Here is a 19,903-nt window from a genome sequence, read left to right on the forward strand (position 1 = left end):
GAGTGACCGCACGGGACGGTAAGGCATGGGGTGGCCGCCACGGAGCGGGCACCCCATGCCGTTATAAGCCGGCTGCGCCCCGGTGCCAGACGAAAGACGCATACGAACACCAAGTATCGGTCCGCTGAACAGGGATGACATGGTGCACTCCCGAAGAGTCGACGACTTTCGGAGTCAGTCTTCACCGAGCGGCGGCATAGGTCGGATCCTTGATCTGGCAGGGATCGGGTTCACGACTGCCTCGGGTGACCGAGGGCTCCTACGCTGAAATTCGTGGAAGATGTCGATGACGCCCGTGAGCTCGTTGAGCAGCGGATGCGCGCCACGGGGTTCGAGGAGGACATCCTCGACAAGGTCTTGGATCTGCTGGAACGCTTCGACACCGATCGGGAGAAGCTGTTCGAGGAGATGCTCTCCAAGCTGGAGCAACCGGGCCATGACGGCCTGACCGACCGGTGGGAGACCAACTGCGAGCAGGCCGAGGCGCTGATGGAGCGCCTCGAATCGGACATCCGGTCGGTGCTGGAGGACAGCCAGGCCAACGCGATGTCCGTCGACGAACGGTGGACCGCGGTCGGCCCGCGTGACTTCCTCGCCGGGGAGCGCAAGATCTGGGCGCAGGTCGCCCGGCTCGACGTCCCCGAGGTCGCCACGCTGATGAGCAAGGTCCTGGAGGCCGACCTCGCGCTCATCAAGAAGTGCGAGGAGGACCTCAAGAACGCGCGCAGCAACGACGCGATCGTCGAGCAGCTGCTCCTCAAGAACTTCGGCTCCATCCAGGACACGGTCAAGAGCCTGCTCGTCAAATACCTCCCGACCTCGGGCGCCCGCCTGATCGTCCTCTTCATGAAGGACCCGTCGTCCAAGGAAGCCGCCAACGAGGCGATCAAGAACTTCGAGAAGCTCACCGCGGAGAACCTCATGGCGGCCAAGCAGAAGCGTGCCGCGAAGCAGACGGTGGTCGACAACATCAAGCTGCTGACCGCGGCCCGTGAACAGCTCGACGAGGACTGGATCGACAAGCTCTTCGCCCGCGGCGCCGAGGCGGCGGGGAACTGGCGCGGCATCGGCGCGTCCGGCGACTACCGGGCCACCGACTGGGACTGGATGAAGGAGAACGTCCTCGACCGAGGGCTCGACACGCGGGCCGAGGCGGCCAAGGAGCAGTCCAGCAAGCTCTACGACGAGCTCTTCCCCACGCTCGTGGAGGAGAGCACCAACGCCTTCGCCCAGCTGACCGATGATCCGGGCACGCTGGCGACGTTCAACGAGGAGCTGGAGAAGGCCTCGGAATCCCTGGAGTCGCTGCTGGCGACCGAGGAGGAATACGTCAAGGACCTGGCCGAGGGACCCTACAAGCAGACGGGCCTGGCCGCGTTCGCACAGGTCAGAGACGCGGTCAAGGTGGGCTTCAAGCTGCTCGCGGACAAGACGGAGGAAGCCGACGACGAGGTGAAGAAGTCATGACCGACCTCTTCGTCGCGGGCGGCCCGGTCGGCGACGGCACCCGGGCCCGGCCGTTCCACGACCCGTGGCTCGCGCTGCGGCAGGCTGCGCCCGGCGACCGCATCCACATCGCGGCGGGCACCTATACCGGGCGTGGCGAGCGCTCCTCGTGGGTCGTCGACACCCCCGAGCTGACCCTGCTCGGCGGATACAGCCCCGACTTCGCCCGCCGTACCCCCTGGCAGACACCGACGGTCTTCGCGGCAAAGACCGGCCTGCGCGTCCCGAACGAGCCGAACATGCTCCAGGGCATCGGCGGCCACGACGGCCTCGTCCTGGACGGGCTGTTCTTCGACGGGGCCGGGCGCGACGACTACGACGAGCAGGGCGGCCTGCAGCGCGCCTCCTACGGGGACGGCCCGCTGGTGAGCCTGCGCGGCGAGCGCATCACCGTCCGCGACTGCTGCTTCGCCAACGGCAGCTCCGGCGCCGTCGAGCTCGGCGGCGACTCCGTGGTCTTCGAGAACAACATCGTCGTCAACTGCGTCGGCCTCAGCCTGCTCACCGTCCGCGACGGCGCCCCCGAGACCCCGGCCGCGGTCAGCCGCAACACCTTCGCCTTCGCCCACGACGACTCCGACCCGCCGCGCGGCTCCGGCGCCGACCGGGCCGTCGGCGTACGGGTCAACGGCGCTGCCGCGATCGCCGACAACGTGTTCGTCGGCTGCGGCAACGCGGCCGTCGCCTGCCTGCGCGACGTCGGGCAGATCGCCATCGACCGCAACCTGTTCTTCGCCACACCGCGCGACATCGTGCGCAGCCGGGTGTCGGGCGCGGAGGCCGAGCTCACCGAGGAGTACGCCGCGGAGCTCGAAGACGTCGGCCTGCGCTCGGCGGCCGGCAACACCGTCGGCGACCCACAGCTGACCGGGCTCCCGGCGGCGTGGCTCGACACGTACACGGTGGACGTCGCCGTCACGTACGAGCGCCCGCCGATCGCCGCCCTCAACGCGCTGCGGAAATCGGCCGGCCTCGGCGAGCTGTCGTCCACATCAGACCGTGATGTTCAGCGGCCCGTCATGCGCCGGCTCGCCCCGGCCGAGGTGCTCGCCCTCGCGGTCGGCGCGGCGCCGGGCGCGCACCCCGCCGACCTGGCGGCGCCGGAGCCGTTCACCGAGCTCCCGGCCGGTCCGGCGTACCAGGCCGTCGACTGGGCGCGGCTCTACGAGGCCGACCCGGCGCTCGCCGGAGCCCCGGTGCAGGTGCGGGCCGGGGTCGGCTTCGACCAGAACACGCAGATCCTCCCCGAGCTCGCGGAGACGCACATCGGCGTCGCCGTCTACGAGCCCGGCACCGACAACAGCCCGTGGTGGGCGCTCGCCCCGCGCTACGGCCTCGTCCATCACCAGACTGAGGAGGCCGTACGGTATTCGCGCGGCCTCGACGTCGAGTCCACGTACCTGCTCCGCGGCACGTATCGCCTCACGCCGCCCGGCGGGCGTCAGAGCGCCACCATCGTCCTCGACTCCCTCGCGCCCGTGCTCGACGTCACGGCCCCCGAGCCGCCCCGGCCGGCCGGCCGCGACTGGTTCGTGCGGGCCGGATCCTCCGGCGGGGACGGCAGCCGCGAGGCGCCGTTCCGCGACCCGTTCCAGGCCCTCGAAAAGGCCGCCGAGGGCGACCGCATCCTCGTCGCCGCAGGTGAGTACACGGGCCGCCTGCGGTCGGGCACGTGGCGCATCCCCGTACGCAACCTGACGCTGCTGGGCGGGTGGGACGCCGAGTTCGCCGCGCGCGACCCCTGGCGACACCCCGTGCGCTTCGTGCTCACTCCGGAGACCAAGGCGAAGGGCATCTTCGGCGATCCGGTGCTCACCGGCGAGGACTCTGGGGAGGGCCTCATCCTCGACGGGTTCATGTTCGACGGGGCGACCTACAACGCGTACGCCGACAGCGGCGCCCTCGACGCGGGCCATTCCCAGTCGGCGGCGCTGCTCGACCTGCGCGGCGGCAGCGGCGGCATCACCGTGCGCAACTGCGTCTTCGCCAACGCGGCGTACTGCGCCGTGCAGCTCAGTGCGGCGTACGGGACGTTCGAGAACAACGTGGTCGTCAACACGAGCGGCACCGCCGTCCGTATCCAGGCACCCGGCGCGGGCCCCTGGACCATCCGCGGCAACACGGTCCTGTTCGCCGCCGACCCCACCGGCCGGGCCTCGACCGGGCAGTCCACGACCGGCTGCCTGCTGGACATCTCCGGCCGGGGTGTCATGCGGGTCGAGGCCAACGTGCTCGCCTTCGCCGACAGCATCGCCGTCCGCGCGACCGTGCCCGACCAGAACCTGCTGCTCGACGGGAACGTGCTCGCCGCCAACCTGTACGCCGACCTCCACGACGGCCGCCACGTGCTTGTCGACGCCGAGAACCGCGACCGGGTGTTCCGCGACGCCCCGTTCGGCGCTCAGACCGGAACCCGGTTCGAGCTGCCGGCGGTGCCGGTCGACGCCGCGTACGCCGACCAGGCCGTCGGCCGCCTCTCGGCGCTGGCCGCCGCGATGCCGAAGGACGGGCTCAACGCCGCCGCGGCGGCGCTCGGCGTCTCGATCACGGCGCCGAAGACGGAGGCACCCGTCGAGGCGGCCCCGGAGCCGAAGAAGGAACCGTCAGTGGCCGACCTGCTCGCGGACCTCGGCCGGGCCCGCAAGGCGTTCGAGGCGAAGGACGCGGCCCCGCCGGCCACAGACACTCCGCTGTACTGCCCGGTCTATCCGGTCGAGGCGGCGCTGAGGCTGGCCCTCGACGCCCCGCCAGGCGAGCCCGGCGCCCACGCCCCGCCTTCATGATCGAAGAGCTTGTTACATCCTGATTCCGCAGCTCATCTGGCTTGCTCCACCCACTCGCTCGAATCCGCGAGTAAGACGCGACGCACGTGGACCGGCAGGTTCGGGTGGCCGGCGCCCGCGTGGCGAACCGTGCTGTCCGGGTCGGTGGCGAAGCGGCGTAGGGTCTGCGGCGGGAAGGTGAACACGTCGGCCGGACCCCAGCGCGTCTTTTGGTCCGGCCCGAACTCACGGTCGATGCGCGTCGGCCGGCAGTGTCCGCTGCGTGCCGCGGAGCGCCGGAAGCAGATGTACGGCGAGGACACGTGCGGTAGTGGGTCTGCGGTGACCCAGTCCAGCCGTAGGTGCTGCAGCTCGGCGACGGCCATGTGGCCTTTGACCTGCTGCAGCAGCGCCGTGTCGTCGAGTTCGTCGTCGAGCAGGTCGGTCAGCGGGCGGTCGCCCTGCCGGATCTGCGTATGGATCCGGTGGCGTATCCGCATACCGTTGCCGCCACCAGCCGCGGGCGGCGCTTCAGGTGGAGGTGCGTTCCCGCCACGCCCGCAAGCGGTCACGCAGCCAGTGGTAGCTGGCCTTGGGCGTACGGGATCCGGTGCGGTAGTCGACGTGGGCCAGACCGAAGCGGGGCCCGTACCCGCGGGCCCACTCGAAGTTGTCGATGAGCGACCAGTAGAAGTACCCCCGCAGATCGAGCCGGTCGTCGACGGCGGCCGCACGGGCCGCCGCCGCCAGGTGCCCGGCCACGAACGAGATCCGTTCCGGGTCCGGCTCGGGTCCGTCCCGCAGGTCGGCGCAGCCGTTCTCCGTCACGTACACGGCAGGCAGGCCCGGGTAACGGTCCGCGAGCCCGGTCAGGGTGTCGAACAGCCCTTGCGGCTCCACCGGCCAGCCCAGGTCGGTGGTGGGCAACCCGTCCGGCCGTAGCTGCCGGACCCCGATGTCGAACGCGCTGCGCAGCGCCGGGTCGGGCTGCTCGTACGGGGCGTCGGCGACGTGCACCCGGTAGTAGTAGTTGACACCGAGGAAGTCCAGCGGCGTGGAGATCACCGCCAGGTCACCGTCCCGGCGGAACGACAGATCGCTCACCCCGGCGTAGAGCCGCTCGAACCCGGGCGGGTACGCGCCGCCCAGCACCGGATCCGTGAACTGCCGGTTGAGCATGAGGTCCTGCCGATCCGCCGCCGCCCGGTCGGCCTCGGTATCGCTGGCCGGCACGGCGGGGGAGAGGTTGAGCGTGATGCCGACGCGCGACCGCGGGCCGGCGGCGGACCGGACTGCGGCGACCGCCCTGCCGTGCCCGAGCAGCAGGTGGTGGGCGGCGGCCAGGGCACCATGTCCTTCGGCGGTGCCGGGAGCGTGCCGGCCCTCCGCGTAGCCGACCATCGACGAGCAGTACGGCTCGTTCAGCGTGATCCAGTCCTGGACCCGGTCGCCGAGGACGCCCGCCACCGCGGCGGCGTACTCGGCGAACCACTCGGCGGTGTCCCGTACCCGCCAGCCACCCTCGTCCTCGAGCGCCTGGGGCAGATCCCAGTGGTACAGCGTGACGAACGGCCGGATGCCGTGCCCGCACAGGGCGTCGACGAGCCGGTCGTAGTAGTCGAGGCCTCGCCGGTTCACCGCGCTCCGCCCGGCCGGCATGACCCGTGGCCAGGCGACCGAGAAACGGTAGGCGTCCACGCCGAGGCCGGCCAGCAGGTCCACGTCCTCCCGCCAGCGGTGGTAGCTGTCACAGGCGACCGAGCCGGAGGTGCCGTCGTCGACGGCACCGGGGCGGCGGCAGAAGGTGTCCCAGATCGACGGCCCCCGGCCGTCCTCGTCGACCGCCCCCTCGATCTGGTACGCCGCGGTGGCGGCGCCCCAGCTGAAGCCGGCCGGCAGGTCCGGCAGCTCGGGCAGGTCCGGCCGGGTTGCGGCTGCGGCGGCGCCTTCGGATGTGGTGGTCATCCCTTCACCGCCCCCTGCATGATGCCGTCGACGAGATGCCGGCCGAGGAGCATGAAGACGACGAGGATCGGCAGCGTGGCGAGCAACGTGCCGGTCAGCGTCAGGGTGTAGTCGGTGGTGTAGCCGCTGGCCAGTGCGGAGAGCGCCACCTGCACGGTCGCGTTGTTCTGCAGCACGACCAGCGGCCAGAAGAAGTCGTTCCACGCCTGCATGAAGGTGAACAGCCCGAGCACCGCCGCGGCGGGGCGGGCCGCCGGCAGGACGATGTGCCAGTACAGGCCGAACGTGCTGGACCCGTCGACGCGGCCGGCCTCCAGCAGTTCGTCGGGTACGGCGCGGCCGAGGTACTGGGTCATGAAGAAGACGCCGAACGCGGTTACCAGCCCGGGCACGATCACGGCGGTGAGGCGCCCGGTCCAGCCGAGGTCGGCCATCAGGATGTACAGCGGGATGATGCCGAGCTGGTGCGGCACCATCGAGGTCGCGATGGCCACGACGAGAAGCGCCTTTCGGCCTCGGAATCGCAGTTTGGCGAAGGCGAACCCGGCCAGGGTCGAGAAGAACACCACGGAGACGGTGATCGAGCCGCTGACGATGAAGGAGTTCACCAGGGCTCGGCCGAAGTCGGTCGTGTCGAACACGCGCGCGATGTTGTCGAAGAGGTGCCCGCCGGGCACCAGGGCCGGCGGCACCTTCGTGACGGCGTCGCTGGTCTGCGAGGACACGACGATGGACCAGTAGAGCGGGAAGACCGACCCGGCCACGACCGCCAGCAGGGCGCCGTAGCTCCAGACCGAGCCCTTGCGTGGGTACCCGAAGCTCCGGCGCCGGTGGGACCGGCGTGGCGGCGGCGAGGGTGTGGTGCCGGTCTGAATGGGGTCCGCGAGGGTGGTCACGGCGTTCTCCTCAGTCCTCGTCCTTGGCGATGCGCCGGGTGAGCAGGAAGTTGATGATCGCGAAGATGGCGATGACCAGACAGAGCGTCCAGGCGACCGCCGAGGCGTAGCCGAAGCGGAACTCCCGGAACCCCTGCTCGTACATGAACAGGGCGACGGTCTGGAACTGCCGGTCGGAGCCGCCGGTGGGCGTCTGGGAGCTGGCGAACAGCAGGGGTTCGGCCATGATCTGCAGGCCGCCGATCGTCGAGATCACCGTGGTGAAGATGATCGTCGGCCGCAGCATCGGGACGGTGATCCGCCTGAACTGCTGAGCCTGCGACGCGCCGTCGAGGTCGGCGGCCTCGTACAGGTGGTGCGGAATCGCCTGCATCGAGGCGAGGTAGATGAGGGCGTTGTAGCCGGTCCACCGCCAGGCGACGATGAACGAGATGGCCAGGTGGGAGCTCCAGGTGTTGGCCTGCCAGTCGATCGGGCCGATGCCGACGAGGCCGAGCGCCCAGTTGACCATGCCGAAGTCGCGGCCGAAAAGCTGGGTGAAGACGATCGTCACCGCCACGATCGAGGTGACGTTGGGCAGCAGCACGCCCATCCGTAGCGCGGTGCGGGCCCGCAGCCGGTGGTTGAGCAGGTGGGCGATCCAGAGCGCGGCGAGCAGTTGCGGCACGGTGGACAGCACCCAGATGCTGAGTGTGTTGCCCAGGGCGTTCCAGAAGTACGCGTCCTGCAGCATCTCGCGGTAGTTCGCGAGGCCGACCCAGCGGTGCGACCCGGAGTCGAGCAGGTCCCAGTCATTGAACGAGACGTATGCCGTGTACAGCAGCGGGAACAGCCCGAACGCGCCGAACAGCAGGAAGAACGGCAGGATGTAGAGGTAGGGCGAGCCTTTGGTGTCGAGCCGGCTCAGGCCGGCCCGCCGGGCCTGGTGGAGGTAGGTGGCCATCGTCGATCCTTCGTCGCCGGGCGCCGCCGGCGGTCAGGGGCGACCGCCGGCGGCGCGGGTCGAGTTACTTGGCGAGGCGCTCGACGTCGCTGACCATCTGCTTCCAGGACTCGTCGGAGCTTTGCTTGCCCTGTTCGATGCGGACGAGGGCGTCGCGGATGGTGGTCTGCACGTCTCCGGCTCGCGGGCCCTGGTACTGGGGCTTGAGCTGCTTCGCCGCGGTGGTGAAGAGCTGGCCCACCGGTGCGTTGTTGAAGAAGGCGTCCTTGTACTGGGCAATGTCGGGCTTGTCGTACAGAGCCGGGATGGACGGCAGGTTGCCCCGCGCGGTGAACACCTTGGCCTGCTGTTCCGGGGCGGTCAGCCACGCCGCGAGCTTCTTGGCCTCCTCGACGTGCTTGCCCTGCTTGGGAACGGTGAGGTACGAGCCGCCCCAGTTGCCGCCGCCGCCCGGGACGCTCGCCACGTCCCACTTGCCGGCGGCGTGCTTCGCCTGGTCCTTGATCTTGGTCATCATCCAGGCCGGACACGCGATGGTGGCGAACTGGTCCTTCGCGAAGCCGTTGTTCCACTCCTGCGAGCTGCCGATCAGCTTGGCCGACAGGTTGCTCTGGATCGCCTTCACCGTCAGGTCCCAGGCCTTTCGGACATCGGGGCTGGTGCCCACGACGATGGCGTTGTCCTCGTTGTAGTACCCGACCGGGGCCTGGCCGATGATGGCGTTGAACAGTTGGCCTCCGCCATCGAAGAAGGCGCTGCCGGCCGGGGCCTTCGCCGCGTACCGCTTGCCGAACTCGATGTACTGGTCCCAGCCGCTGCCCCAGGCGGCCGACACCTGGTCGCGGTCGAACGGCATGCCGGCCTTCTCGAACAGGTCACGCCGATAGCAGATGGCCAGGCCGCCGACGTCGGTGCCGTACCCGACCTGCTTGCCGTCCTTGGTCAGCGACGCCGCCCACTTCCAGTCGAGGTACTCGGACTGGCGGTCCTTGCCCAGGTCGACGAAGAGGTTGCCCCGCTCGCGCATCTGCGCGATGAAGCCCGTGTCGACGCCCTCGATGTCGCCCGCGCCGGAGCCGGTGGCCAGGTGGGTGATCAGGTCGCGATGATGGTCGTTGTAGGCGGCCGTGCGCTCCTGGATCGTGATGTTCGGGTGCGACTTCTGGTACTCGGCGTACAGGTCCTGGTACCCGAAGTTGCCGAACAGGTTGACGTTCAGGGTGATCTTTTCGTTGCCGCCGCCGGAGCCTCCCTCGGTGCCGGTGCCACACGCGGTCAGCAGTACTCCGGCGGCCAGGGTGGCCGCCGCCAGTCGCAACAGTCGGTTTGGGTGCATGCCAGGGAACCCTTTCGTGCGATGTAACCGGTTACCTGAAACCGGTTACATTGTCGGCGAAGCGATGGTGGTGGAGGTGGGTGGAGGTGGATGAAGATCGGATGCCGGCCGAGTCGCGGGTGACCGCCGGCGAGCGCCTTTCCTGGGAAGTGTGAACGGATTCGGCTAGGGGGTGTCAAGTTACAAAACGGTAACGGTCGATGCGGGTTGACCGGCGGACATCGCTGGCGCTACGGTCGTGAAACCGGTTACAGAGAAGGCACCACATTGACCACTATCAGGGAGTTGGCGCGCCGCTCCGGCGTGTCCGTCGCCACCGTGTCCCGCGTCTTCAACACCCCCGAGGTCGTCAGCCAGCACACCCGCCAGCGCATCCTCGACCTGGCCGCCGAGATCGGCTACCTGCCGAACGGGTCGGCCCGGACGCTCGCCACGAAGAAGTCCAACATGGTGGGCCTGGTATGGGACACCGACCATCGCCGCCCTGGATGGCGCCACCCATTCCTGCAGGAGATCCTCGTCGCGCTCAAGACGGCGCTCAGCGCGCACGGGCTGAACCTGCTCATGCTCGCCGGCCACGACGCGGCGGGGCCCGACGACGGGCAGCGATACGTGCGCGCCGTCCGCCAGCACAACCTCGACGGCGCGGTCATCATCGACAACGGCACCCGGGACCCGGCCGTGCTCGCGCTCGTCGAAGCCCAGGTGCCGTGCGTCGCTCTCGACCTGCGGGTCGACGGCCCGACGTCGACCTACATCACCTCGGACAATGCCGGCGGCGCGGCGCTCGCCGTGCGCCACCTCGTCGAACGCGGCCACCGGCGCATCGCCACCATCACCGGCCCGCTGCGAACCTGGCCGGGAGCCGAACGGCTCGTCGGCTTCCGGGCCGCGCTGGCCGGGGCCGGCCTGCCGCTCGCTGACGGCCACGTCGTGGAGGGAGACTTCTATCTCGACGGCGGTCACGCCGCGATGGACCGGCTGCTCGCCCTCGACGACCGCCCTACCGCAGTGTTCGTCGCCGGTGACGAGATGGCTGTCGGCGCGATGCGGGCGGCCCAGGCGGCCGGCCTACGGATCCGCGACGACATTGCGATTGTCGGCTTCGACGACATCGAGGTGGCCGCGCTGATCCCGCCCGGGCTCAGCACCGTCGCCCAGAACAAGCCCGGCTTCGGCACGGCCGCCGCCGAGGCGCTGGTCGCCATGCTGCACGGCGGCGACGACCCGCCCAAGCCGACCGTGTTGCCGACGACGCTCGTCGTCCGCGGCACCACCTGACCCGAACCGCGCGACGCCGGCGCCGTCCCGCTCTGGATCGTGCTGCTGCTCGCGGTCGCTGTTGCCGGAGCCGCTGTCAACGACCCCGCAACCCGGGCCTGCCTCGAGCGTCACACCCGTGCCTGGGCGAGGTCGCGGCCGGCGGCCTAACCGGTGGCCAGACAGTGATGTAGTCGGGCCATCCCTTCGTCGATGCGGTGCGCGTCGATCAGGCCGTACCCGAAGATCACTCCCGGCGGATCGGGTGCCGCGGCGGCGATTTCCGGAAAGCTCGCCACAACGACGCCGGCAGCCCGGGCCCGGACGAGCGCATCGGCGGCGGTGGCTCCCCGCACCATCGCGCTCAGGTGCAGGCCGGCCGCCGACGGCACGACCCTGACGTACGCCGACAGCGGGCCGGCGAGCGCAGCCGCGATGCGTTCGTGGCGCTGCCGGTACACCCGGCGGACCCGCCGCAGGTGCCGCGTGAACATGCCCTGCTCGAGGAAATCCGCCATGGCAGCCTGCAGGGGCAGGTTGGTGTGCCAGTCGGTGACGAATTTGGCGGCGTGCAGGGCGTGGCGTAGCGACGGCGGATGGATCAGGAAACCCAGTCGCAGCGTGGGCAGCAGAACCTTGGAGAACGATCCGACGTAGAGGACCCGGCCGCTGCGGTCGAGGCTGTGCAATGGTTCCAGCTGCTGTCTGGTGTAGCGGAACTCGCTGTCGTAGTCGTCCTCGACGATGGCCGCGTCATGCCGCCGGGCCCACGCGAGCAGCTCGACGCGCCGCCGCAGCGACAGCGCCACGCCGGTCGGGTACTGGTGGGACGGCGTCACATAGACGAGCCGAGCGTTCGCGGGCAGCGCGTCGACGATCAGGCCCTCCTCGTCGACCGGGACGCCGGTGACCCGGGCGCCCTGGGCTTCCCATACGAGTTTCGCGGGTTCATAGCCGGGATTCTCGATCGCCGCCGTGGCGCCAGGTTCGAGCAGCACCCGCCCGACCAGGTCGAGCGCCTGCTGCACGCCGCAGGTCATCAGCACATCCTGCGGATTCGCCCTGATGCTCCGGGCCGTGCCCAGATGACGGGCGATGAGGGTACGCAGTCGGAAGTGGCCGGCCGGCTCAACCGGCATCCCGGTGCCGACGGCGGTCGGCCGGAACTGGTTGCCCAGGAGCCGGCGCCAGGCCGCGTACGGGAACAGCCGCGTATCGGGCGCACCGACCCGGAAGTCGAACTCCGGTGCGTTGCCGAAATCGGGCGGCACCGGGATCGACGGCCACACGGCGCGCGGCGTGAGAGGTCCGGACGGCAGCATGGGCGCGGTCGGCTCTGCGAGGGGCAGGGCGTTGACGAACGTTCCGGAGCCCGGTCGCCCGGTCAGATAGCCCTCGGCCACCAGCCGCTCATAGGCGGTCGTCACGGTGTTGCGCGAAACCTGGAGCTGCTCGGCCAGATCCCGGCTGGAGGGCAGCGCCTCGTCCGGGCGAAGCCGCCCGTCCAGGACAGCATCGCGTAGCTGCCGGTAGATCTGCCCCGCCAGGATCCCGTTCCGGTCCAGCCGCACGGCCACGTCCACGTCCCGAGATCCTAAGTGGCACCGTCAAGGTGCCCGCGAATTGGCTCTGGGCGACGACCACCGCGGCTTCTACGGTGATGAGGAGGGCAGGGAAGCAGAATGCGATCGGTATTCCGCCGGACCGTGACCGTCCTGATTCGCAGGACGATCGAGCGCGAAATCCACCGTGAACATCTGTCGTGCCCGGTCGGTAGGAAAAACCACCGGAAGGGAAGAACCATGGTGCGATCCGTAGGACGTATGACCGTGATCTGCATGGCGCTGGCGGCAATGGCGACCGCCCTGGCAGCTCCAGCTCAGGCGGACCAACGTCGCGTTGGTGCGGAGGCCGCAACTACCAAACCGGCGACCCGGACCAGCAGCGTTACCACGATCAGCAGCGATATGGCGCTGCTCTCGACGAGCTGCCGTACCTTGAGGGATTTGAACCCCTGGACATACCTCAGCGCGAGTTGCACGCGTAGCTCGTTGTACCCCTCCGCGGCCTACAGCGTCTGGCTGACATGCTGGGACGTGAGCGCTGAGGTGTCGTACACCGTGTTCGGGCGGGCGTACACGGCACCGTGGACGTCGTACGGACCCACGTCAACGGCACGATGCGACTCTGGCGACTATGCAACCAGCGGCTTTGTTCACACGTCCTGACGCCGAAAGCGCGGGCTGAGCAGCCGCCGAAGCCGGCGGCCGGGACGGCTCAGGAGCCGCTCGGAGGGCTTCAGAACCGTCCCACGTTCAAGCCGTAGGCGCGGCAGTTGACGGCGCGGGCGTGCCAGAACCTGTTGCCCCCACCGGTGGCGATCCTCTACGGTCGGCTGAAGCGGTGGGCGGTGCGGTCCGCATCCGACCGACACCGCCGGGTGCCCGTCGCGCGGGCCGGGATGGTGGAGTCCCGGGCCACCCCGTCGGCGGTGGTCGCGGCGGTCGTGTGACTCCAGCTCGTACTCCGGGTGGTGCTGCCCGGTGCGGCTCCGCGCGGAGCCGACGGCGAGCGGGCCACGCCGATCCCCACCGGAGAATCCCGTGTTCCTCAGCCCGCATGAGCAGGACCGCCTGCTCGTCCACGTCGCGGCCGACGTCGCTCGCCGCCGTCGCGAGCGCGGCCTGCGCCTCAACTATCCCGAAGCTGTCGCGATCATCGTCGCCTTCCTGCTCGAAGGGGCCCGCGACGGACGGTCGGTGGTCGACCTCATGTCCGCCGGCCGGACGGTGCTCGGCCGGGAGGACGTCCAGGACGGCATCCCCGAGCTGCTGAGGGAGGTGCAGGTGGAGGCGACGTTCCCGGACGGTACCAAGCTCGTGACGGTGCACCACCCGATCCCGTGATCCCCGGGGAGATCCTGCCGGCGGCCGGCCCGGTCGAGATCAACGTGGGTCGGCCGGTGACCACAGTGGTCGTCGTCAACACCGCCGACCGTCCGGTGCAGGTCGGCTCGCACTACCACTTCGCCGAGGCCAACCCGGCCCTGATGTTCGACCGGGCCGCCGCCTGGGGTCAGCGTCTCGCCGTTCCGGCGGGTACCTCGGTCCGGTTCGAGCCGGGCGTGAGCCGCACCGTCGAGCTGGTCCCGCTCGGAGGCGCACGCGTCGTGCCCGGCCTCCGCGGCGAGTGCGCCGGGCCGCTGGACGAAGCGTCACCAACCGCGCCGGGAACCGACGCGCCGGCGAGCGGAGCGCCGGGAACAGATGCGCCGACGAGCGGGGCGCCGACGAGCGACGGGCCGGCGCGGTGAGCGCCGTGCAGCGGGACCGCTACATCGACCTGTACGGGCCGACCACCGGCGACCGCATCCGGCTGGCCGACACGAGCCTGCTGATCGAGGTGGAGACCGACCACTGCGTGGGCGGCGACGAGGCGATCTTCGGCGGCGGGAAGGTGATCCGCGAGTCGATGGGCCAGTCGCGGGCGACCCGCGCCGAGGGGGCCCTCGACACCGTCCTCACCGGCGCGGTGGTGCTCGACCACTGGGGCGTGGTCAAGGCCGACGTGGGTCTGCGCGACGGGCGGATCGTGGCGCTCGGCCGGGCCGGCAACCCGGACACCATGCCCGGCGTGCACCCCGAGCTGGTCATCGGCCCGGCCACCGAGGTCATCGCCGGCAACGGCCGGATCCTCACGGCCGGCGCCGTCGACACCCACGTGCACTTCATCTGCCCCGAGATCGTCACCGAGGCGCTGGCAAGCGGCATCACCACACTCGTCGGCGGCGGCACCGGCCCCGCCGAGGGCACCCGGGCCACGACTGTCACCCCGAACGCCTGGCACCTGGCCCGCATGCACGAGGCGCTGGACACGCTGCCGGTCAACGTGCTGCTGCTCGGCAAGGGCAACACCGTCTCGCACGAGGCGCTGTGGGAGCAGTTGCGCGCCGGCGCGGGCGGTTTCAAGCTGCACGAGGACTGGGGCACCACGCCGGCGGCGATCGACGCCTGCCTGCGGGTGGCGGACGCCTCCGGGGTGCAGGTGTCCATCCACACCGACACTCTCAACGAGGCCGGTTTCGTGGCCGACACGCTGCGGGCGATCGCCGGCCGGGCCATCCACTCGTACCACACCGAGGGTGCGGGAGGCGGGCACGCGCCGGACATCATCACGGTGGCCGGCGAGCCCAACGTGCTGCCGTCGTCGACCAACCCGACCCGGCCGTACACCGCCAACACCCTCGCCGAGCATCTGGACATGCTGATGGTCTGCCACCATCTCAACCCGTCCGTGCCGGAGGACCTGGCCTTCGCCGAGAGCCGCATCCGACCGTCCACGATGGCCGCCGAGGACCTGCTGCACGACCTCGGCGCGATCTCCATCATCGGCTCCGACTCGCAGGCGATGGGCCGGGTGGGCGAGGTGATCCTGCGAACCTGGCAGAGCGCGCACGTCATGAAGGAGCGGGTCGGCGCGCTGCCCGGCGACGGCGCGGCCGACAACCACCGGGCCCGCCGGTACGTGGCGAAGTACACCATCTGCGCGGCGATGGCGAACGGGCTGGACCGGGAGGTCGGCTCGGTCGAGCCGGGCAAGCTGGCCGACCTGGTGCTGTGGGATCCGGCGTTCTTCGGCGTACGACCGCACCTGGTGCTCAAGGGCGGCATGATCGCGTACGCCCAGATGGGTGACGCCAACGCGTCCATCCCGACGCCGCAGCCGATGCTGCCGCGCCCGATGTTCGGCGCGTACGGCGCCGCGGCGTCGGCCACCAGCCTGGCGTTCGTCGCGCCGGCCGCCCTCGACGCGGGGCTGCGCCTGGACGTGCGGCGGCGGGTGGTGCCCGTCGCGGATGTGCGCTCGCGGGGCAAGGCCGACCTGCCGGAGAACGACGCGATGCCCCGGATCGAGGTGGACCCGGACACCTTCACGGTGCGGATCGACGGTCAGGTGGTGGAGCCGGACCCGGTGCCACGCCTGCCGATGGCCCAGCGGTACTTCCTGTTCTGATGGCGACGTCGAGCCTGCTCCTGCTGCTGGCCGACGGTCGCTTCCCGGCCGGCGCGCACGCCCACTCCGGCGGCCTGGAGGCCGCCGTCGCCGCCGGCCGGGTCACCGACCTGGTCACGTTGGAGGCGTTCCTGGCCGGCCGGCTGGCCACCGCCGGGCTGGTCGGTGCGGCGTTCGCGGCGGCGGCGCACCGGGCGGTGACCTCGGCCGGTTCCGCCGTACGCGGGTCCACGCTGGCGTTGCTCGACGCGGAGCTGGACGCCCGGACGGCGGCACCGGCGCTGCGCACGGTGTCCCGTCGCCAGGGACGGGCTCTGCTGCGCGCGGGCCGGGCCATCTGGCCGGAGGCGTCCTTCGACGACCTGCCCTCCACACCTGGCGGAGCGCACCAGCCGTTGGTGCTCGGGCTGCTCTGCGCCGCCGCCGGCCTGAGCCGCGCCGAGACCGCCGCGGTCGCCGCCCACGGGACGGTGACCGGTGCGGCCAGTGCGGCCGTACGCCTGCTCGGCCTCGACCCGTACCAGGTCCAGGCCCTGCTGGTCGGTCTCGCCTCCCGGTGCGACGGCACCGCCGCCGAGGCGGCCCGGGCCGCCGACGAACCACCCGAACGGCTGCCCGCCGCGGCCGCTCCTCTTGCCGACATCCATGCCGAGGCTCATGCCACCTGGGAGGTGCGTCTCTTTGCGTCCTGACACCGTTGTGCCGACCGCTGCGCCCACTGCCGGCCGGAATCCCGCCCCGCACGACGAGACCGTTCCGCACACCCACCCCGAACCGGGGGTGGACCCGCATCCGCCGCTGGCCCAAGCCGGACGGGCGCTGCGCGTCGGCATCGGCGGGCCGGTCGGGTCCGGCAAGACCGCCCTGGTGGCGGCCCTGTGCCGGGCGTTCGCCGGCGAGCTGCGACTCGGCGTGGTCACCAACGACATCTACACGACCGAGGACGCCGACTTCCTCAAGCGGGCCGGCGTGCTGGACCCGAGCCGGATCCGCGCCGTGGAGACCGGTTGCTGCCCGCACACCGCCATCCGGGACGACATCGGGGCCAACCTCGACGCTGTGGACGAGTTGGCCGAGGCGGTCGGCCCGCTGGACCTGGTGCTGGTCGAGAGCGGCGGGGACAACCTGACCGCCACGTTCAGCCGGGGCCTGGTGGACCGGCAGATATTCGTGGTCGACGTGGCCGGCGGGGACAAGGTGCCGCGCAAGGGCGGACCGGGGGTGACGTCCGCCGACCTGCTCGTGATCAACAAGACCGATCTGGCCCCCATGGTGGGCGCGGACCTGGCCGTCATGGACCGGGACGCGCGGGCCCGGCGCGGTGACCTGCCGACCGTGTTCCTGTCGATCGTCGGCGACCCGGCGGCGGGGCGGGTCGCCGACTGGATCCGCCACGAACTGGCCCACCACGCGGCAGTACACCCGATCGCCGCGCCGGTCGGCCCGGCCTGATGCGCGCGTACGCCCGGCTGGTGGCCCGGGCCGACGGCCGGGGCGGCACGGTCCTCGCCGAGCTGCGCGGTGAGACGCCGCTGCTGCTGCGACAGACGCCCGGCAGCGGTCGTGCCGTGACCGTGTACGTCGTCGGCGGTGCGGCCGGCCCGCTCGCCGGCGACGACCTGCGGCTGGAGATCGACGTGGGACCGGGGGCGGCGGTGCGGGTACACACCGTCGCCGCCTCGGTCGCCCTGCCCGGCCGGCCCGATGTCGTGTCGCGGATGGCGGTCCGCGCCGTGGTGCACGACGGCGGCGCACTGCACTGGCTGCCCGAGCAACTGGTCGCGGCGGCCGGCTGCGCGCACCTCGCCGAGTCCCGTGTGGAGCTGGCCGCCGGGGCGAGGCTGACCTGGCGCGACGAGGTGATCTGCGGCCGGTACGGCGAGGCGCCGGGCGGTGCGGTCGTCCACACCCGGGTCGACTACGACGGCCGGCCGCTGCTGCGCCAGTCGCTTGCAGTGGGACCGGGCGCGCCCGGCTGGGCCGGCCCCGCGGTGCTCGGCGGCGCGCCGGCCACCGGGTCGCTGCTGGTGGTGGACCCGTCGATTCCCCACGAGACGGCGGCGGTCGAGGGCACCCTCGCCCGGCTGCCCCTGGCAGGTGGTCCGGCGACACTGTGGACCGCCACCGCTGCCGACGCGCACACGCTGCGCGACCACCTCGACGTGGAGGTCGAGCCGCTGCTGACCAAGGTGGAGTGAAGCGGGGTCAGCGGCGAGGGCCGGCCGCCTGGACGTGGTCGCGGCGACCCGCCGGATCGAGTCGGGCGATCAGGCCGGCGAGGTGGTCGAGCAGGGCGGTGTCGGCCGGTACGCCCGCCTCGGCGAGGCTGGCCCGGACCCGCTCGTCGATGCGGGCGTGCTCGCGGCGGCCCCGGGCGGTCAGGTGGGCCCGGATGCGCCGGCGGTCCAGCGGGTCGATCCGCCGGAACACCAGGTTACGGTCGACGAGCTGGTCGACCAGCTTGGTGAGGGTCCCCGGCGGCAACGACGCCTCGGCGGACACCTCGCTCATCGGATGGCCCTGACCGTCGGCGAGCAGGCAGAGCACCCGCCACGCCTCGGTGGTCAGGTCGTCGTCGGCCAGAACGGCGGCCAACCGGCGGGAGAGCAGCCGTTCGGCGCGGGTGAGCGAGCGCAGCAGATCGGCTGGCGCCCCGGGCACGTCTGACATGGAACTCCCTGGGCCGGTGGCCCTGCCATGGTAGCGACTCGTCCCGGTCCGTGGAGAGCTGTGGTTTTCCCACGTCGGCCGGGCAATCATGGGCTCATGTCCGCGCCGGCACCGCCGTGGCTCACAGTCGATCGGGCCGTGGTCAGCATCGCGCTGGTGTACCCGATGCGCGGGCCGGCGGGAATGTTCGGCCCGACCTGCGAACTCTGCGCCCAGCTCGCGGTCGAGGAGATCAACGCCGGTGGCGGGGTGCTGGGCCGCGAGGTGCGGCTGGTGCCGGTCGACGGTGGGGCCCCGCCGGCTGAGGTGGCAGCCCAGGTGGAGGCGCTGGTGTCGGTGGGCGCCGTGCAGGGCGTGACCGGTTGGCACATCTCCTCGGTGCGGCAGGCGCTCGCGCCCCGGGTCGCGGGCCGCGTGCCGTACGTCTACACCGCCCTGTACGAGGGCGGTGAGCGTACCGAGGGGGTCTATCTGACCAGCGAGACGCCGGACGCCCAGCTGTGGCCCGCGATGCGGTTGCTCGCGGGGGAGCAGGGCGTGCGCCGCTGGTTCGTGGTCGGCAACGACTACGTGTGGCCCCGGCGCACCGCGCGGGCGGCCCAGCGGTACGCGCTGCGCGGCGGTGGTCGCGTGGTGGGGCAGGCGTTCCTGCCGTTGGAGACGCACGACTTCGACGACGTGTTGCGCCGGATCGAGCGCAGCGACGCCGACGCCGTGGTGATGCTGCTCGTCGGCGCGGACGCGGTGCGGTTCAACCGGGCGTTCGCGCGTGCCGCGATGGACCAGCGTTGCCTGCGGCTGAGCACGCTGATGGACGAGAACATGCTGCTGGCCAGCGGGGTGGGCGCGACGCGGCGGCTCTACAGCACGGCGGGCTTCTTCGCCGGCCTCGTGACGCAGGAGAACCTCGACTTCCACGGCGAGTTCGCCCGCCGGTTCGGGGTGGAGGCGCCGCCGCTGGGCAGCCTGGGGGAGTCCTGTTACGAGGGCGTGATGCTGCTCGCCGCCCTGATCGGGCAGGCCCGCACCCTCGACGTACGGGCGATCGAGACGGCTGCCGACACGGTGGCGTACCACGGGCCGCGCGGTCGGCTGCAGCTGCGTCGACGGCACGTGCGCCAGCGGATCTACCTCGCCGAGGCCGACGGTCTCGACTTCACAGTGCTCGCCCAGCTCTGACCGCCCGGTGCAGACCCTTGACACGTCCACCCGGCCCGGCCCTAAGATGCTTCCTGCGTGAAGTATCCGCCCCGATGGGTGGATACCGCGAATGTCTGTCCACCGTCGGCGGAATCTGTCCGCCGACCATTGTGGTGGCAATTCTTCGCCGAATCAGTCACGGCCGAAACCGTCTTACGTGCGACGGTGCCAGCTGTTGTGGCATGTCTTCTCTGCGGGTGCGCGGGAAACAGTCAATTAAGGACTGGGAAACGTCCGCGCAATCATGCCGGTCAACGCTTTGCGTGCCCGTAGCCGACGCGATGACCATAGGCGACGTCCACCCGTCGACCTCCGCATCGCCTACTCCACCGGACCGCACCGACCGTCCTTT

Annotated in this window: 17 protein-coding genes; 10 read left to right on the forward strand and 7 right to left on the reverse strand. The window is 71.1% G+C overall.

Annotated elements, in window-relative coordinates:
• Positions 1 to 273 precede the first annotated feature (273 nt).
• Together GA0070562_RS28090 and GA0070562_RS30425 are read left to right on the forward strand one after the other, a co-directional pair.
• The gene (locus GA0070562_RS28090; protein ID WP_139135507.1) at positions 274 to 1,467 is read left to right on the forward strand and encodes a hypothetical protein; all 1,194 of its coding nucleotides are present in this window, start codon (positions 274 to 276) and stop codon (positions 1,465 to 1,467) included.
• Positions 1,464 to 4,289 carry a right-handed parallel beta-helix repeat-containing protein gene (locus GA0070562_RS30425; RefSeq protein WP_091427577.1) on the forward strand — a complete coding sequence of 942 codons (2,826 nt, stop codon included), beginning with the start codon at positions 1,464 to 1,466 and terminating at the stop codon, positions 4,287 to 4,289. Before GA0070562_RS28090 ends, GA0070562_RS30425 begins: the two co-directional genes overlap by 4 nt.
• Before the next feature lie 32 nt (positions 4,290 to 4,321).
• On the opposite strand, the gene GA0070562_RS28100 is transcribed toward GA0070562_RS30425, so the two are convergent.
• The 5 genes from GA0070562_RS28100 to GA0070562_RS28120 all read right to left on the reverse strand — a co-directional run bounded on the left by GA0070562_RS28100 (position 4,322) and on the right by GA0070562_RS28120 (position 9,408).
• Positions 4,322 to 4,768, reverse strand: coding sequence for a hypothetical protein (locus GA0070562_RS28100; RefSeq protein WP_244254972.1), 447 nt, complete (start codon positions 4,766 to 4,768; stop codon positions 4,322 to 4,324).
• A 31-nt stretch (positions 4,769 to 4,799) separates the two neighbouring features.
• Positions 4,800 to 6,233 carry a GH1 family beta-glucosidase gene (locus tag GA0070562_RS28105; protein ID WP_091427579.1) on the reverse strand — a complete coding sequence of 478 codons (1,434 nt, stop codon included), beginning with the start codon at positions 6,231 to 6,233 and terminating at the stop codon, positions 4,800 to 4,802.
• Positions 6,230 to 7,129, reverse strand: coding sequence for a carbohydrate ABC transporter permease (locus GA0070562_RS28110; protein ID WP_091427581.1), 900 nt, complete (start codon positions 7,127 to 7,129; stop codon positions 6,230 to 6,232). Before GA0070562_RS28110 ends, GA0070562_RS28105 begins: the two co-directional genes overlap by 4 nt.
• 10 nt (positions 7,130 to 7,139) lie before the next feature.
• Positions 7,140 to 8,072 carry a carbohydrate ABC transporter permease gene (locus GA0070562_RS28115; RefSeq protein WP_030500465.1) on the reverse strand — a complete coding sequence of 311 codons (933 nt, stop codon included), beginning with the start codon at positions 8,070 to 8,072 and terminating at the stop codon, positions 7,140 to 7,142.
• Positions 8,073 to 8,136: 64 nt separating this feature from the next.
• Positions 8,137 to 9,408 (reverse strand): ABC transporter substrate-binding protein, encoded by a 1,272-nt coding sequence (locus GA0070562_RS28120; protein ID WP_091427583.1) that lies wholly within the window; start codon positions 9,406 to 9,408, stop codon positions 8,137 to 8,139.
• A gap of 267 nt (positions 9,409 to 9,675) precedes the next feature.
• Between GA0070562_RS28120 and GA0070562_RS28125 the strand changes: the two genes are divergently transcribed.
• The gene (locus GA0070562_RS28125; RefSeq protein WP_091427585.1) at positions 9,676 to 10,689 is read left to right on the forward strand and encodes a LacI family DNA-binding transcriptional regulator; all 1,014 of its coding nucleotides are present in this window, start codon (positions 9,676 to 9,678) and stop codon (positions 10,687 to 10,689) included.
• Between the two features lie 146 nt (positions 10,690 to 10,835).
• Here GA0070562_RS28125 and pdxR read toward each other — a convergent pair whose 3' ends face one another.
• Positions 10,836 to 12,251, reverse strand: a complete 1,416-nt coding sequence (gene pdxR / locus GA0070562_RS28130; protein WP_091427587.1) for a MocR-like pyridoxine biosynthesis transcription factor PdxR — start codon at positions 12,249 to 12,251, stop codon at positions 10,836 to 10,838.
• A 1,020-nt stretch (positions 12,252 to 13,271) separates the two neighbouring features.
• On the opposite strand from pdxR, the gene GA0070562_RS28135 reads away from it, so the two are divergent.
• From GA0070562_RS28135 to GA0070562_RS28160, 6 genes are read left to right on the forward strand one after another with little or no spacing between them, the layout of a single operon-like run.
• On the forward strand, positions 13,272 to 13,574 hold the full coding sequence (locus GA0070562_RS28135) for an urease subunit gamma (RefSeq protein ID WP_091427589.1): 303 nt from the start codon (positions 13,272 to 13,274) through the stop codon (positions 13,572 to 13,574).
• Entirely contained in the window at positions 13,571 to 13,981 is a 411-nt protein-coding gene (locus GA0070562_RS28140) for an urease subunit beta (protein WP_307800290.1), read from the forward strand. The genes GA0070562_RS28135 and GA0070562_RS28140 overlap by 4 nt, the downstream gene beginning before the upstream one ends.
• Complete coding sequence (locus GA0070562_RS28145) at positions 13,978 to 15,681, forward strand: urease subunit alpha (protein ID WP_091427592.1); 1,704 nt, start codon at positions 13,978 to 13,980, stop codon at positions 15,679 to 15,681. Before GA0070562_RS28140 ends, GA0070562_RS28145 begins: the two co-directional genes overlap by 4 nt.
• On the forward strand, positions 15,681 to 16,373 hold the full coding sequence (locus GA0070562_RS28150) for an urease accessory protein UreF (RefSeq protein ID WP_091427595.1): 693 nt from the start codon (positions 15,681 to 15,683) through the stop codon (positions 16,371 to 16,373). Before GA0070562_RS28145 ends, GA0070562_RS28150 begins: the two co-directional genes overlap by 1 nt.
• On the forward strand, positions 16,363 to 17,133 hold the full coding sequence (ureG, locus tag GA0070562_RS28155; protein ID WP_091427597.1) for an urease accessory protein UreG: 771 nt from the start codon (positions 16,363 to 16,365) through the stop codon (positions 17,131 to 17,133). Before GA0070562_RS28150 ends, ureG begins: the two co-directional genes overlap by 11 nt.
• Positions 17,133 to 17,879 carry an urease accessory protein UreD gene (locus tag GA0070562_RS28160; protein WP_091427599.1) on the forward strand — a complete coding sequence of 249 codons (747 nt, stop codon included), beginning with the start codon at positions 17,133 to 17,135 and terminating at the stop codon, positions 17,877 to 17,879. Before ureG ends, GA0070562_RS28160 begins: the two co-directional genes overlap by 1 nt.
• Positions 17,880 to 17,886: 7 nt before the next feature.
• Here GA0070562_RS28160 and GA0070562_RS28165 read toward each other — a convergent pair whose 3' ends face one another.
• Positions 17,887 to 18,351 carry a MarR family winged helix-turn-helix transcriptional regulator gene (locus tag GA0070562_RS28165; protein ID WP_091427600.1) on the reverse strand — a complete coding sequence of 155 codons (465 nt, stop codon included), beginning with the start codon at positions 18,349 to 18,351 and terminating at the stop codon, positions 17,887 to 17,889.
• A gap of 96 nt (positions 18,352 to 18,447) precedes the next feature.
• Here GA0070562_RS28165 and GA0070562_RS28170 point away from each other — a divergent pair, with 96 nt between their 5' ends.
• Complete coding sequence (locus GA0070562_RS28170; RefSeq protein ID WP_091427602.1) at positions 18,448 to 19,530, forward strand: substrate-binding domain-containing protein; 1,083 nt, start codon at positions 18,448 to 18,450, stop codon at positions 19,528 to 19,530.
• The last annotated feature ends 373 nt before the right edge of the window (positions 19,531 to 19,903 follow it).

The organism is Micromonospora tulbaghiae, from assembly GCF_900091605.1.
GTDB lineage: Bacteria > Actinomycetota > Actinomycetes > Mycobacteriales > Micromonosporaceae > Micromonospora > Micromonospora tulbaghiae.

Coding starts and splice junctions, on each gene's coding strand:
- GA0070562_RS28170 (WP_091427602.1), top strand. CDS start 18,448: ATGTCCGCGCCGGCACCGCCGTGGCTCACAGTCGATCGGGCCGTGGTC.
- GA0070562_RS28150 (WP_091427595.1), top strand. CDS start 15,681: ATGGCGACGTCGAGCCTGCTCCTGCTGCTGGCCGACGGTCGCTTCCCG.
- GA0070562_RS28105 (WP_091427579.1), bottom strand. CDS start 6,233: ATGACCACCACATCCGAAGGCGCCGCCGCAGCCGCAACCCGGCCGGAC.
- GA0070562_RS28120 (WP_091427583.1), bottom strand. CDS start 9,408: ATGCACCCAAACCGACTGTTGCGACTGGCGGCGGCCACCCTGGCCGCC.
- GA0070562_RS28100 (WP_244254972.1), bottom strand. CDS start 4,768: ATGCGGATACGCCACCGGATCCATACGCAGATCCGGCAGGGCGACCGC.
- GA0070562_RS28160 (WP_091427599.1), top strand. CDS start 17,133: ATGCGCGCGTACGCCCGGCTGGTGGCCCGGGCCGACGGCCGGGGCGGC.
- GA0070562_RS30425 (WP_091427577.1), top strand. CDS start 1,464: ATGACCGACCTCTTCGTCGCGGGCGGCCCGGTCGGCGACGGCACCCGG.
- GA0070562_RS28115 (WP_030500465.1), bottom strand. CDS start 8,072: ATGGCCACCTACCTCCACCAGGCCCGGCGGGCCGGCCTGAGCCGGCTC.
- GA0070562_RS28165 (WP_091427600.1), bottom strand. CDS start 18,351: ATGTCAGACGTGCCCGGGGCGCCAGCCGATCTGCTGCGCTCGCTCACC.